The sequence below is a fragment of the Teichococcus deserti genome (assembly GCF_001982615.1).
In the GTDB taxonomy this organism is placed as follows: Bacteria; Pseudomonadota; Alphaproteobacteria; order Acetobacterales; family Acetobacteraceae; genus Pseudoroseomonas; species Pseudoroseomonas deserti.
The window spans coordinates 56,630-69,896 of sequence record NZ_MLCO01000005.1 but is presented as its reverse complement, the minus strand read 5'-3'; the positions used below and the strand labels follow the sequence as shown (position 1 = coordinate 69,896).

General features: G+C 71.2%; 14 protein-coding genes. 3 read left to right on the top strand and 11 right to left on the bottom strand.

The features are described 5' to 3' along the window. Positions 1–174: 174 nt before the first annotated feature. The 5 genes from BKE38_RS00870 to BKE38_RS00850 form a co-directional block, all read right to left on the bottom strand. A complete protein-coding gene (locus BKE38_RS00870; RefSeq protein ID WP_076955480.1) occupies positions 175–945 on the bottom strand; it encodes a class II aldolase/adducin family protein in 771 nt (256 codons plus the stop codon). Beyond that, positions 945–1,895, bottom strand: coding sequence for a 2-hydroxyacid dehydrogenase (locus BKE38_RS00865; protein ID WP_165694085.1), 951 nt, complete (start codon positions 1,893–1,895; stop codon positions 945–947). The genes BKE38_RS00870 and BKE38_RS00865 overlap by 1 nt, the downstream gene beginning before the upstream one ends. 152 nt (positions 1,896–2,047) lie before the next feature. Then, on the bottom strand, positions 2,048–2,947 hold the full coding sequence (locus BKE38_RS00860; protein ID WP_076955479.1) for a DMT family transporter: 900 nt from the start codon (positions 2,945–2,947) through the stop codon (positions 2,048–2,050). A 133-nt stretch (positions 2,948–3,080) separates the two neighbouring features. Then, positions 3,081–4,784: a gamma-glutamyltransferase gene (ggt, locus tag BKE38_RS00855; protein WP_076955478.1), complete on the bottom strand. Its 1,704-nt coding sequence runs from the start codon at positions 4,782–4,784 to the stop codon at positions 3,081–3,083. Next, positions 4,781–5,500 carry a gamma-glutamyl-gamma-aminobutyrate hydrolase family protein gene (locus tag BKE38_RS00850; RefSeq protein WP_278247593.1) on the bottom strand — a complete coding sequence of 240 codons (720 nt, stop codon included), beginning with the start codon at positions 5,498–5,500 and terminating at the stop codon, positions 4,781–4,783. Before BKE38_RS00850 ends, ggt begins: the two co-directional genes overlap by 4 nt. Positions 5,501–5,630: 130 nt before the next feature. Here BKE38_RS00850 and BKE38_RS00845 point away from each other — a divergent pair, with 130 nt between their 5' ends. Continuing rightward, positions 5,631–6,125, top strand: a complete 495-nt coding sequence (locus tag BKE38_RS00845) for an ankyrin repeat domain-containing protein (protein ID WP_076955476.1) — start codon at positions 5,631–5,633, stop codon at positions 6,123–6,125. 3 nt (positions 6,126–6,128) lie between these two features. Here BKE38_RS00845 and cuyB read toward each other — a convergent pair whose 3' ends face one another. Then, positions 6,129–6,845 (bottom strand): cysteate racemase, encoded by a 717-nt coding sequence (cuyB, locus tag BKE38_RS00840; RefSeq protein WP_076955475.1) that lies wholly within the window; start codon positions 6,843–6,845, stop codon positions 6,129–6,131. Beyond that, positions 6,842–7,606 carry a sulfite exporter TauE/SafE family protein gene (locus BKE38_RS00835; RefSeq protein ID WP_076955474.1) on the bottom strand — a complete coding sequence of 255 codons (765 nt, stop codon included), beginning with the start codon at positions 7,604–7,606 and terminating at the stop codon, positions 6,842–6,844. Before BKE38_RS00835 ends, cuyB begins: the two co-directional genes overlap by 4 nt. Positions 7,607–7,718: 112 nt before the next feature. Here BKE38_RS00835 and BKE38_RS00830 point away from each other — a divergent pair, with 112 nt between their 5' ends. Beyond that, a complete protein-coding gene (locus tag BKE38_RS00830) occupies positions 7,719–8,549 on the top strand; it encodes a sulfite exporter TauE/SafE family protein (RefSeq protein ID WP_076955473.1) in 831 nt (276 codons plus the stop codon). Here BKE38_RS00830 and BKE38_RS00825 read toward each other — a convergent pair. Further along, a complete protein-coding gene (locus tag BKE38_RS00825) occupies positions 8,531–8,989 on the bottom strand; it encodes a MarR family winged helix-turn-helix transcriptional regulator (protein ID WP_076955472.1) in 459 nt (152 codons plus the stop codon). The two genes, BKE38_RS00830 and BKE38_RS00825, sit on opposite strands and share 19 nt — an antisense overlap. Positions 8,990–9,147: 158 nt before the next feature. Next, entirely contained in the window at positions 9,148–10,734 is a 1,587-nt protein-coding gene (locus BKE38_RS30300) for a YcjF family protein (RefSeq protein WP_106409098.1), read from the bottom strand. A 63-nt stretch (positions 10,735–10,797) separates the two neighbouring features. On the opposite strand from BKE38_RS30300, the gene BKE38_RS31710 reads away from it, so the two are divergent. Further along, positions 10,798–11,577, top strand: a complete 780-nt coding sequence (locus BKE38_RS31710; RefSeq protein WP_076955471.1) for a hypothetical protein — start codon at positions 10,798–10,800, stop codon at positions 11,575–11,577. Positions 11,578–11,703: 126 nt separating this feature from the next. On the opposite strand, the gene BKE38_RS00810 is transcribed toward BKE38_RS31710, so the two are convergent. Both BKE38_RS00810 and BKE38_RS00805 read right to left on the bottom strand, forming a co-directional pair. Next, complete coding sequence (locus BKE38_RS00810) at positions 11,704–11,943, bottom strand: hypothetical protein (protein ID WP_076955470.1); 240 nt, start codon at positions 11,941–11,943, stop codon at positions 11,704–11,706. 156 nt (positions 11,944–12,099) lie between these two features. Further along, positions 12,100–13,173 carry a tartrate dehydrogenase gene (locus tag BKE38_RS00805; protein WP_076955469.1) on the bottom strand — a complete coding sequence of 358 codons (1,074 nt, stop codon included), beginning with the start codon at positions 13,171–13,173 and terminating at the stop codon, positions 12,100–12,102. Positions 13,174–13,267 lie beyond the last annotated feature (94 nt).

The window sequence follows — 13,267 nt, the reverse complement described above, 5'->3', positions numbered from 1 at the left end:
AACGGCACCCTCGCCCAGGCATCACGGCGGGACGCCCCTATACAAAAACAGCGCGACCTCAAAGGTCGCGCTGCGATTCAGTGATGTGTCCCATGTGGCCAAGGCCGCGCGGCAGCACTGACAGAAAAAAAGAAGGGGTCCAGGGGAATTCATTCCCCTGGCCTGCCGCGAACCTTAATCCCGATATCCCGGCTGTTCCCGATCCATCTTCCGCTTCAGGGCCTGCCACGGCAGCCAGCCCTTCACCGGCGAGTCCTTCGCCTGGGCGCGGACGCGGGCGACCATCTCGGCCGGCGGCATGGACAGCGCGACGCCAGTGGACTGGGCGGCGACCTGGATGCGGCAGGACTGCTCCAGGTAGTACATCCAGTAGAAGGCCTCGGCGACCGTGCGGCCGATGGTCAGCAGGCCGTGGTTGCGCAGGATCAGGCAGGGCTTGTCGCCCAGGTCGGCCACGATGCGCTCGCGCTCGTCCAGGTTGTCGTCGGCGGCGATGCCTTCGTATTCATGGATCGCCACGCGGTCGTGCAGCTCCATGTTCATCTGGTTCAGCGGCAGCAGCCCGCCGGCCTGGGCGGCCACCGTCATGCCGGCCAGCGTGTGGGTGTGCATCACGCATTGGGCGCGCTCGACGGCGCGGTGGACCGCCGAGTGGATGACGAAGCCGGCCGGGTTCACCGGCCAGCTGGTGCTCTGCAGCGGCTCGCCCTCGGCGTCGACGGCGACCAGGCTCGAGGCGGTGATCTCGTCGAACATCAACCCGTAGGGATTGACCAGGAAGCGGTGGCCTTCGCCCGGGATGCGCACCGACAGGTGGGTGTAGACCAGGTCGCTCATGCCGAAATGCGCGATCAGGCGATAGGCGCAGGCGAGGTCCTCGCGCAGCTCCTGCTCGGTGTATTCGCGGCCGGGATCGGGGCGGACGGGCGGCGGGGGCAGTGCCATCAGTAGCCTCGCTCGGGGTCGAAGAGGTTGGGCAGCGGCCGGCCGGCCTCGAAATCGGCGATGGCGGCGGCGACGTAGCGGGCGCGGTCCAGGCGGCTGGGCAGCGAGGCGGCGTGCGGCGTCACGATGATCTTGGGATGCGACCACAGCACGCTGTCGGCCGGCAGGGGCTCGACCTCGAAGACGTCGAGCACGGCGCCGGAGAGGTGGCTGGAGTCCAGCGCCGCCAGCAGGTCGGGCACCACCAGGTGGCTGCCGCGGCCGGCATTGACCACGGCCGTGCCCTTGGGCAGCTGGGCCAGCAGGTCGGCGTTGATCAGCCCAGCGGTCTCGGGGGTCGAGGGCAGCAGGCAGACCAGGATGTCGGTGCTGGCCAGGAAGGCGGGCAGCTCGGCGGCGCCGGCGAAGCTGACCACCCCCGGCAGCTCCTTGCGCGAGCGGGCCCAGCCCTGCACCTGGAAGCCGACGCCCTGCAGCATGCGCGCGGCCTGGCTGCCCAGGTTGCCCATGCCCATGATCCCGACGCGGCGCTGGGTGGCGGTGAAGCAGCCCTCGCGCACCGACCAGGTCTTCGTCGCCTGGCCGATGGCGTAGTGGCGGGTGTCGCGCAGCAGCGACAGGCAGGACCAGACGATGAACTCGCCCATGCGCTGGGCGACGGCGTCGCCGCCCATGCGGACCAGCGGCAGGTGGCGCGGCCATTCGGGGTCGCAGGTGATGTGGTCGACGCCGGCGGCGGAGGAGAAGACGACCTTGAGGTTCGGCAGGGTCTTCAGCCAGCCGGGCTTGGGTTCCCAGACGACGACATAGTCGACCGCTTCCGGCGCCACGCTGGCATCTTCCCACCAATGCGCGCTGACCCGCGGGTCATAGGCCTGGAAGCCTTCGCGCCATTCCGGCACGGCCGCCTCGCCGCCCGACTTCACCAGTACCTTCACCACGTCCCGCATACCTCTTCTCAAGCGGCCGGAGCCTGCCTCCGGCGCGGCGCCGCGTCCAGGGGCCGGCGGGTGCCGCGGCAGGGCTTTTTGCGGCGCAGCAGACACCATACGCCGGATGATTGATCAGGATGGCCAAGCGATGGGCAATCCTGCATCGCCGCTTAGTTCCGCCGCCGCCCACGCAGCTGCTGCTCGCGCAGAAAGATGAAAAGCCCGGCGCCGACGATGATGGCGGCGCCGGCCAGGGTCGGCGGCGACAGCACCTCGCCGAAGAACAGATAGCCGAAGAGCATGCCCCAGAGGATCAGCGTGTACTGGTAGGGCACCACGACCGAGGCGGGCGCGACGCGCAGCGACTGGTTGACACAGAGATTGCCGATCAGCGAGCCGACGCCGAGGAAGAGCATCAGCACCAGGTCCACCAGGCTGGGCGTGGTCCAGCCTTCGATGGCGACGAAGACGGCGCCGAAGATCAGGGCGGCGGTCAGCTGATAGGTCATCAGCACCTCGCCGCGGGTGCCGGCCAGCTTGCGGGTGGCGACCATGAAGCAGGCGTAGCTGAAGCTGCCGACAAGGGCGCAGACCGCGCCGAAATTGAGGCTGTCCGGCGAGGGGTGCAGGGCCAGGACCACGCCGCCGAAGCCGATGGCGACGGCGCTCCAGCGGCGCCAGCCGACCTGCTCGCCGAGCAGGAAGGGCGAGAGCGCGGTCACGTAGATCGGGCCGGCCATGTAGTAGGTCATGACCTCGGCCAGCGGCAGCTCGGTCAAGGCCCAGAAGAAGAGCGAGGTCTCCAGCGTCGAGAAGGCGATGCGCAGGAACTGGATGCCGGGGCGCGCGGGGCGCAGGAAGGCGGCGGGGGCCAGGCGGCGGTTGAAGGGCGCCATGACGCAGAGGCCGGAGATGCTGCGCACCAGCAGCAGCTGGCCGACGGAATAGGCGCCGACGAGCCATTTCCCGAGGGTGTCGTTCACAGCGAAGAACAGCACCCCCAGCAGCATCAGGGCGATGCCGCCGGAGGCGCCTGATGGCAGGCGCAGGCGCAGAGACACAGCGATCATCCCGTGCGGCTCTTCTCGCCCGGAGTTGGGGGGAGCCGACGAGGTGGTGCTTAGCGTGGTTTGTTGGCGCGCGGCAGCACAGACAGAAAAAAGATGGGGTCCAGGGGAATTCCTTCCCCTGGCCTTGCTTTTGTTAGCGGCGTCCGACTTCCGGGTCGAAGCGCACATCCGCCCGGGCCAGCCCGCCCGAGATGCCGACCGGCGTCCCGTCCGCGCGCCAGCAGGCCGCCCCTTCGATCATGCCGTCCGCATGGAAGCGCACCGCGCCCATGCCGCCGCCGATATGCTTCATGCGCTGGACCTTGTGGCCCAGGGCCGAGAGCCCGGCGTCCAGGCTGGGGTCGATGGTGGGCTCGAGCTCCAGGGTATGGCCGTTGGTCCAGATCCGGGGGGCCTCGACGGCGTCCTGCAGCTCCATGCCGTGGTCGATCAGGTTGATCACCGCCTGCATGGCGGAGCCGAAGATGCGCAGGCCGCCCGGCAGGCCGAGGGCGAAGACCGGCTTGCCGTCGCGGCGGACGATGGTCGGCGCCATGGAGGTGAAGACGCGCTTGCCGGGCGCCACGGACAGCGCCTTGCCCGGATGCGGGTCGAAGTTGAACATGTAGTTGTTGGCGATCAGCCCGGTGCCGGGGATGGAGAAGCGCGCCCCGAACAGGCTGTTGATGGTCTGGGTGCTGGCCACGATGTTGCCGGCCGCATCCGCCACCGTCACGTGGGTGGTGTTGGCCGATTCCGCCTGGGGCACGCCCGGGGTCCAGTCCTGGGCGGCGTCGAGCTTCATCAGGGCGCGGCGCTCGGCCGCGTAGTCCTTGGAGGTCAGGCGCTCGACGGGGACCTTGACGAAGGCGGGGTCGGCGGTGGCCACGCCGCGGTCGGCGAAGGCCATCTTCAGGGCCTCGGCCAGCAGGTGGACCGTCGCGGTGCTGCCGGAGCCGAGGGCGCCGAGGTCATAGCCCTCCAGCAGGTTCAGCATCTGCGTCATGTGGACGCCGGAGGAGGAGGGCGGCGGCGGGGCCAGCACCTCGAAGCCGCGGTATTTTCCGACAATTGGGGCGCGCTCGACCACGCTGTAGGCTTCGAGATCAGCGAGGGTGATCAACCCGCCGCTGGCCGCCATGTGCTCGGCCAGGGCCCGGCCGATCTGGCCGCCATAGAGGACAGCGGGCCCCTGCCCGGCCATCATCCGCAGGCTGTCGGCCAGCTGCGGCTGGCGCAGCAGGGTGCCGGGCTGCGGGGGGGCGCCGTCGGGCAGGAAGGTGGCGGCCAGGCCAGGGTCGCGGGCCAGGTCGGTCGCGGCGTCGGTGATGGCGCCCGTCAGATAGGCGGTGACGCGAAAGCCCTCGGACGCCGCGCGGATGGCGGGGCGCAGGATTTCTGCCAATGGCAGGGTGCCGTGGTCGGCCAGGGCCTGGCACCAGCCGGCGAGCGCGCCGGGGACGCCCATGGCGAGGACGCCGACCGCGTTCTTGCGCCCTTCCGTCTCCTGGTAGTCGGGCAGGGTGTCGGAGACCGGGCGGTACATGTCGGCCGTCGCCGCCGCCGGCGCGGTGGACAGGCCGTCCAGCACCACATGCCGGCCATCGGTCAGGCGGATATGGGCGACGCCGCCGCCGAGGGTGCCGACCATCATCGGCTCGACCACGGTCAGCGTGAAGAGCGCGGCGATGGCCGCATCGATGGCGTTGCCGCCGGAGAGCAGCATCTCGGCGCCGGCGGCGGAGGCCACCGGGTGGTTGGTTACCACCATGCCCCTGCTGGCCAGGGCCGGCTGCTTCTCGCGGGTGAAGCGGCTGCCGGCGCGGTCGCGCCAGGAGGAATTCGGAGCAGAGGTCATGGGGCGATCCCGGTGCAGGCGGCGCCGAAGGCGCGGAAAAGGGCGGTGCTGGGCGCGTCCTGGTCGAAGCGCCATTCGGGGTGCCATTGCACCGCGAGCTGGAAGCCGGTGGCGGAGCTGGGCCGCAGCGCCTCCACCGTGCCGTCGGGGGCCAGGGCCTCGATGGCGAGGCCCTCGGCCACGCGGTCGACGCCCTGCAGATGGGAGGAGTTCACCAGCATCCGCGGCCGGCCGACGACGGCGCGCAGCAGGCCCTGCATCTCGACCGGATGGCTCAGGCGGTTGCGCTCGGCCGGGCTCTGGCCGTCGGTGCGATGGTCCATCCGGCCCGGCACCTCATGCAGCGCCGCATGCAGGCTGCCGCCGAAGGCGACGTTCATCTCCTGCAGCCCGCGGCAGATCGCCAGCACCGGCATGCCGCGGGCAATGGCGGCGCGGATCAGCGGCATGACGGTGGCGTCGCGCGCCGGGTCGAGCAGAAATTCCGCGCCCAGCGGGGGAGCGCCGTAGAGGGCGGCATCGACATGGCTGGGCGCGCCCGGCACCAGCAGCCCGTCCAGCCGGTCGAGGTAATCGTCCACGGCGACATACCGGCCCGTCGGCGGCAGCTGGACCGGCACCGCCCCGGCGCCGCCGACCAGGGCGGCGGCGTAGCGCGAAGGCGACATGTGCTGCCATCGTCCCCTGACTTCCCGACGGCAGGCCACGATCCCCACCCATGGCTTGCGCCGCTGCGACACGTCCGAGCTCCAGATCCGGCCGACAAGCTCGCGCCGCGGTGCTGCCTTGTCCAGGGGGGTCGCCTCGCTACATCTGGGGCGCACATTCCCTGCAGGAGCCGCGGCCATGAACCAGGACGACCCTGAAGCCCTCCGGGCACTGGCCGCGAAGATCTTCGACGCGGCGCGGGCCGGCGACACGGCGCTGCTGGAGGATGCGCTGGCGCATGGCCTGCCGCTGGAGATCCGCAACGAGCGCGGCGACGGGCTGCTGATGCTGGCCGCCTATCACGGCCGCGAGGCGGCGGTGCGGCTGCTGCTGGACCGCGGCGCCGATCCGGACCGGGCCAACGACCATGGCCAGGTGCCGCTGGCCGGCGCCGTCTTCAAGGAGGCGACGGCGGTGGTGGAAGCGCTGCTGGAGGGCGGCGCGCAGCCCGACGCGGCGGGGCCGGACGGGCGCACCCCGCTGATGCTGGCGGCCATGCTGAACCGCGACATGATGGTGCAGCGGCTGCTCGATGCCGGCGCCGACAGGACGCGGCGGGATGCGACCGGCAAGACGGCCGCCGAGATGGCGCGGTCGATGGGGGCGAGGAACGCCCTCGCCCTCCTGGAATAGCCCTTACCGGCCCGCCCAGCGCAGCGCGGCCAGCGCCAGGGCATCGATGGTGTCGATCAGCGGCAGGCCGATCTCGGCATGCGGGCCGGCCAGGATGCCGAGCGGGATCTCGGTGCAGCCCAGCACCACCGCCGCGGCGCCCCGCGCCTTCAGGGCCGAGGCCGCCTCGGCCAGCGGGGCGTAGGCCTTCTGGACGTCATTCGCCTTCACCAAGGCGATGCCGGGCGAAACCCGCGCCGCCATTTCTTCGTCGGTCGGCAACAGGCAGGAATAGCCACGCGCCTCCAGCCGGTCCTGGTAGAGGCGCATCGCCAGGGTGCCGGCGGTGCCCATGACACCGATCGGCCCCGCATGAATGCCCTGCCGCGCCAGCTCCTCGGCGGCGGCGTCGACGATGTGCAGGATCGGCAGGCCAGAGGCCGCGCGCATCCCCTCGATCCAGCCATGCGCGGTGTTGCAGGGGATGGCGATGGCGCCGCAGCCGGCCGCCTCCAGCCCGCGGAGGCCCCGCACCAGCCAGGGCAGCGGGTCCTCGCCGCCGGCGAGGCGGGCCGCGGTGCGGTCGGGGATGCGCGGGTCGGACCAGAGCAGCGCCGGCAGGTGGTCCTGGTCGCGCGCCGCCGGCGTCAGCAGGGTCAGCCGCAGCATGAACTGCGCGCTGGCCAGCGGCCCCATGCCGCCGAGCACGCCGAGAAAGGGAGTCTCAGGAAAAACGCTCACAGCCCCACCCCATCCGCCACCAGCTTGATGCCGGTGACCGCCAGAAGAACATGGATCAACCGATAGAAGACCTTGTCGCTGATGCGACCCTGCAGCCAGACGCCGAGCCGCACGCCGACCGGCGCCAGCGGCAGCAGCACCAGGCTGGTCAGCAGGTTGGTGGCGCTCCATTGCCCGAGCGCCGCATAGGGCACAAGCTTCACGTAGTTCACCACGCCGAAGAAGACGACGGTGGTGGCCGCCAGCTGCGCCCGCTCCAGCCGCAGCGGGTAGAGATAGACGGCCAGCGGCGGCCCGCCGGCATGGGCGATGGTGCTGGTGAAGCCGGAGACGGTGGACCAGAAGCCGCCGCGCCAGCGGCTGGGGACTGCCGGCGGCGGCAGGGTCCCGCGCCGCGCCAGCCACAGGCTGCGCGCCAGGAAGGCCAGGGCGATGACGCCCACCATCAGCCGGGTCATGCGGTCGCTCATGGCGCCGAAGGCCAGGCTGCCGAGCAGGATGCCGAGCAGCCCGCCGGGGATGATGGCCAGCATCTCGCGCCGGCTCCAGCGGCCCCACCAGGCGCGCAGCCCCGCGATATCCATGGCGCAGAGCACGGGGAGCGAGATGGCGGCCGCCTGCGGCGCCGGCAGCAGCAGCGCCATGGCGGGAACCGACAGATTGCCGCCGCCTGAGGCGAAGCCGCCCTTGCTGATGCCGGTGATGAGCAGCGCCGGGACGGCCAGCGCATAGAACCAGGGATCGGTGATCAGAGGGGGCATCAGGGGGGCACGGGCTGACGGAACCGGATGGGGGGTGTAAGCAGGTCAGGCGGCGCCGCCCGCGAAACACGAAACTGCAACGTCCAGACCCCGCCGCCAAGGTATCCCCTGCATGGAACATATGTCCGACCCGCTCTGGCTTGCGGGCCTCGCCTTCGCCATGGCGCTGACCGGCCTGCTGTCGGGGACCCTTGCCGGGCTGCTCGGCGTCGGCGGCGGCATCGTCATCGTGCCGGTGCTGTTCAACGTCTTCCCGATCCTCGGCATCCCCGAGGCGGTGCAGATGAAGCTGGCGGTGGGCACGAGCCTTGCCACCATCATCCCGACCTCGATCGTCTCGGCGCGGAAGCATTATGCCAAGGGCGCCATCGACACGGCGCTGCTGAAGGCGATCTGGCCGTCGATGATCCTCGGCGTGGTGCTGGGCACCGTGCTCGCCATCTGGCTGAAGGGCGACGCGCTGTCGGCGGTCTTCGCCACCATCGCGCTGCTGGTCGCGGTCAACATGGGCTTCACCGGCGTCGACTTCAAAATCCGCGAGACGACGCCGCGCGGCCCCGGGCTCTGGGGCATCGGCGGCTTCATCGGCACCGTCTCGGCGATGATGGGCATCGGCGGCGGCACGGTCGGCGTGCCGATCCTGTCGATGTTCGGCACGCCGATCCGCTCGGCGGTCGCGACGGCCTCGGTCTTCGGGCTGATCATCTCGATCCCGGCGACGCTGGGCTTCCTGTACGGCGGGTGGGGCGCGCATGACCTGCCGCCCTATTCGGTGGGCTACGTCAACCTGATCGGCTTCGCGCTGATCGTGCCCAGCTCGATCCTGGCGACGCCCTGGGGCGTGCACCTGGCGCACACCATCCCGCCGCTGATGCTGAAGCGCGCCTTCGCCATCTTCCTGGCGATCACCGCGATCCGGATGTTCTACGCGCTGTTCTCCTGAGGCGCGACGCCCGGGCGGTGGGCGGCGAGCTTGATCATCGCCCCCGCCGCCTGCTGCAGCGCGGCGCGCTCGGGCGGCGCCAGCGCCTCGTCCATGGCGCGCTCCAGCCAGGCGCGGCAGGCCTGCAGGTCCTCGTCCAGGGCGGCGCGGCCATGCTCGGTCAGCGCGATGACGATCTCCCGCCGGTCGGCCTGGCTGCGTCGGCGGGCGATGCAGCCGGACCGCTCCAGCCCGGCGATCAGCCGGGTCAGCGACTGCGCCTGCAGCCCCTCCGCCTCGGCGAGGCGGGCCGCGGGCATCGGCCCCTGCCGGCTCAGCGTGCCGAGCATCGCCATGCCGGAGAGCGAGACGCCGCCCGCCGGCCGCTCCGTCCGCAGCCGCCGCCCCAGCGACAGCACCGCGCGCAGGATCTCCGCGGCATCCTGGACCTCGACCGTCACGCAAGCCTCCGCTGGCCTGATGCGTCACCCCGACGGCATCGAGACTAGACCCTGATCAGCGCCGATAGAAGCGCTGACCATGGTCCAGGTGCTTTGTCGGTCCGCGTGATCCGCGCCTTCGACGAAGCCGTCGCAGGCGATCACGCTGGGCATGGTCCTCAGGCCTTCGGGGGCGCCTTCTCCTTCTCGCCCCAGCTTTCCCAGAATTTCCGGAACCCCTCGCGCAGCTCGTCGCCGGCCGGCATGTGGCCCTTGGCCGCGTGGAAGCGGCACAGGTATTCGGTGAAGCCGTAGCCCAGGCCATAGGTCGCGCTGCCGGCGACGGCGGCGGTGATGGCGCCGCCGGCCAGGCTGCCGATGCCCGGCACCAGCTTCAGCACCTGCCCGGCGATCATCCGCCCGCCGGCCGAGGTGGCGAGCGCGCCGGCCAGGCTCGCCGCCATGGCGATCATGCTGTCGCGGTCCATGGACACCCCCATGGCCACCGCGATGCCGGCCACCATGCCGACATTGATGGCGAAGATGCCGGCGGCATCCGCCAGCGGAATCGGCACCGCAGCGGCCCCGGCCGCCGAGGCCGCGGCACCTGCCGCGATCTTCATGGCGCGCTTGCGCTTGCGCTCGACATCGACCCGCTGCGCCGCGATGAAGGCGGCCTGCCGCGCCTCCGGCAGCAATCTTTCGGTGGCCTGGATCAGGGCGTCGAGGCCGAAGGGGGCGCGGTCGTCCCAGTTCTCGGCGAGGACCCGGACAAAGGCGCGGGCTGCGGGCAGCTCGCGCCGCGCCACCTCCTCGAAGGCGCGCGGGCCGATCGCCTTGGTCAGGATGACCAGCGCCGGGATGCCGTGGCGGGCGCAGAGCTCGACCACGGCGCGCTCCCCGGCCTCGACCCGGGCGCCGGGCTCGGCGATGCAGAGCCAGAGGATATGCAGCCGCCGGTCGAAATCGCCCGAGGCATTGCCTTTTTCTATCTCCGCTTCCAATGCGCCGAGAGTCGCGGAAAAGTCCGCCATCTCCAGCCCCTTGGTGTCGCAGAGGCGCAGCGGCAGCTGCGGCGGCTCGTACCAGGAAATATCCTGGGTGACGGGGCGGCCCATGCCGGTCAGCGCCACCTGCTCGCCGAAGACGGCATTGACCAGCGTGCTCTTGCCCACGCCCGTCTTGCCGGCGATCAGGATGTTCACCCGTCCCATGCGGCGTCGTTCCTCCTCGGCCTTCTGCTGGAAATCCGCAAAGAGCGGGTTGTTGCCGACCAGGCCGCGCAGCGCCTCGAAGACCGCGGTCGCCGAGGCCAGGCGCCGGGTCGCGCCGGCCTTGCGCGTCAGCACCGGCGCCGGCGGCGCGATGCCCAGGCGCCGCGCCCGCCGCAGCCGTTCCTGCCGCAGCCGCGCCACCGCCAGCGCCAGGGCCTGCAGCGGCGCTGCCTCGGCGCCCGACAGCCGCGTCAGCACTTCGGCCTCGAGCTCGGCCAGGGTGGCGCTGCCCGGCACCGGCTGGTCGCCGGCGACCAGGGCCACGGCGGCGAGATCCGCCTGCGGCTCGCCGAAGCCGCCGGCCCCGGCCAGGCCGCGGCCCAGATGCTCCAGCGCCTCGGCCAGCAGATGCGGCGCGCCGGGCGGCGGCGGCGGATGCGCGGGGTCGGGGCCGAGGCGGCGCAGCGCCTCCTCCACCGGGACCAGGGCGGCGGCGGGAACGGCCAGGAACAGGCCGGGCAGGTCGAGCAGCAGCGAAGCAGGGTGATCCATCGGCCAGCCGGTTGCGTTCAGCCCCCAGGCTAGCAAACTGGGTCGAAAGGTCGAGGAGCCGGCATGGCGGATGGCGCGTTGACGGGGGCCGCAGCGGCGGCGACGGGGCGGCAGCTGGGCGACTGGCTGGCCGCCCGCTGGGGCGGGCAGCTGAAAGAGGCCTTCGAGAACGGCAAGGGGCTGACCGGCCCGCTGGCCCGCGCCCTGCTGGACACGGCGGTGGTCGACCAGATCGTCGGCGCGCTCTGGCCCTCCTTCGCGCTGCTGGCGGCGCTGCTGCTGCTGCATGGCGGCACGGTGGCGCTGGGCCTGCCGGAGGTGGAGCGGATCTGCACCGGGCTGGTGGTCTTCGCGGCGCTGGCCTGGACCGCCTACGGGCTGGTCGCCGCCGCCCGCCTGGCCTGGCCGCAGCTTCGATTCTGGCTGGTCACCCGGCTGCCGCCGCTGGCGCAGACGCGGCTGCTGCTGTTCCAGCTGATCCGCGCCCAGCATCGCGAGCTGCGCGACGAGCTGCCGCGGGAGGGCTTCGGCGCCCAGGTGCTGCAGGAGACGCTGCTGGTGCTGGAGCGCCGGCTGGGCCTGACGCCGGACCGGGCCGCCTATGCCCTGGCCGACCACCTGGCGCCGATCCTGCTGGGCCACCTGCTGGGCCGGATCTTCCTGCTCGCTGCCCCGGTGGCGGGGGCGCTGCTGTATTACCGGTTGGCGATCTATCCGGGGCTGCTGGCCTTCACCGGGGCGGGGCCCTGGTCGATCGCTGTCTATCCCTTCGCCGCCCTGGTCGATGCCCTGGCCGATACCGGCCTGCGCGCCTCCCTGCTGCGCCCTGCCCCCGTCCCCTGACCTGCCGCCGTGCCCTGACCGGTGCCCTGAGCGCCTGCTCCGCGGAGGGGGGGGCCACGAAAAAACCGCCCTCGCGGGCGGTTCGATCGTTCGACCTGGTCCGCCGCGCCGCAGGCGCGGCTCAGCTCACGGACATTCGCAGCCGTCAGTCGGGCCGGCCTCGCCGCGCACGATATGGTGGTCGATCCATTCGGACACCAGCCGGCGCGCCTCGTTCACCGAGGCCTCGGGGTGGTGGATCCGGTACAGCGCCGTGCAGGCCCGGAACGACGACAGGTCGTTGTTCCCGGTCTCCCGCAGCTCGCGGTACGCGGTCACCACAGCCCGCTCACAACGGCGGGTGATGTGGCTGAAGTCGTTGCCCATCCGCATTCTCCTGCAGTTGCGAGCCAATTGAGAATAACTCGCAACTCATCCCGCCGTTTTATAGGCCCATCCGGGAGAGGGTTCAAGTTTGGTCTCCACCTCCCCCGCAAGCCCTTGCCGCGCAACGGCGACTCAGGCCTCCACTCAGCCCCCTACTCAGCCCCCCTGGGCGATCGCCTCGGCCAGCGCCTTGCCCACGTCGGAGGTGGCCGCCTGGCCGCCCATGTCGCGGGTGCGCGGGCCGCCCTCGGCCAGCAGCTTCTCGATGCTGCGGGTGATGGCGTCGGCGGCCTCCTTCTCGCCCAGATGCTCCAGCATCATGGCGCCGGACCAGATCTGGCCGATCGGGTTGCAGATGTGCTTGCCGGCGATGTCAGGGGCCGAGCCGTGCACCGGCTCGAACATCGAGGGATGCGCCTTCTCGGGGTTGATGTTGGCGGACGGCGCAATGCCGATCGAGCCCGCCACCGCCGGGCCCAGATCCGACAGGATGTCGCCGAACAGGTTGGAGCCGACGACCACGTCGAACCAGTCGGGATGCTGCACGAAATGCGCGCAGAGGATGTCGATGTGGAACTGGTCGGTGGCGATGCCCGGGTAGTTCTTCGCCATCTCGGCGAAGCGCTCGTCCCAGTAGGGCATGGTGTGGATGATGCCGTTCGACTTGGTGGCGCTGGTCACCTTCTTGCGCGGCCGGGTCTGGGCCAGCTCGAAGGCATATTTCAGCACGCGGTCGACGCCCTTGCGGGTGAAGACGGCATCCTGCGACACGAATTCCCGGTCGGTGCCGGCGAACATCTTTCCGCCCGACGACGAGTACTCGCCCTCGGTGTTCTCGCGGACGACGTAGAAGTCGATCTCGGCCGGGGTGCGATTCGCCAGCGGCGTCTTGGCGCCCGGCATCAGCTTGCAGGGGCGCAGGCTGATATACTGGTCGAACTCGCGGCGGATCGGGATCAGCAGGCCCCAGAGCGAGACGTGATCGGGCACGCCGGGCCAGCCCACGGCGCCGAGGAAGATGCTGTCGCTGTCGCGCAGCTGCTCGATGCCGTCCTCCGGCATCATGCGGCCGGTCTGGGCATAGGTCTCGCAGGACCAGTCGTAATGGCTCAGGCTGATCTCAAAGCCGAAGCGGCGGGCAGCGGCGTCCAGCACGCGCAGCCCCTCCGGCACGGTCTCCTTGCCGATGCCATCCCCGGGGACGACGGCGATACGGTACTTGCGCGACATGCGGGCTTCCCTCCGATCCTGATCAGGGCCGCGAAGGTGACCGGGTGCAGGCGGCAGGGCAAGGTCCCCCCGCCCGCCGCCGGCAGCAGTTTAT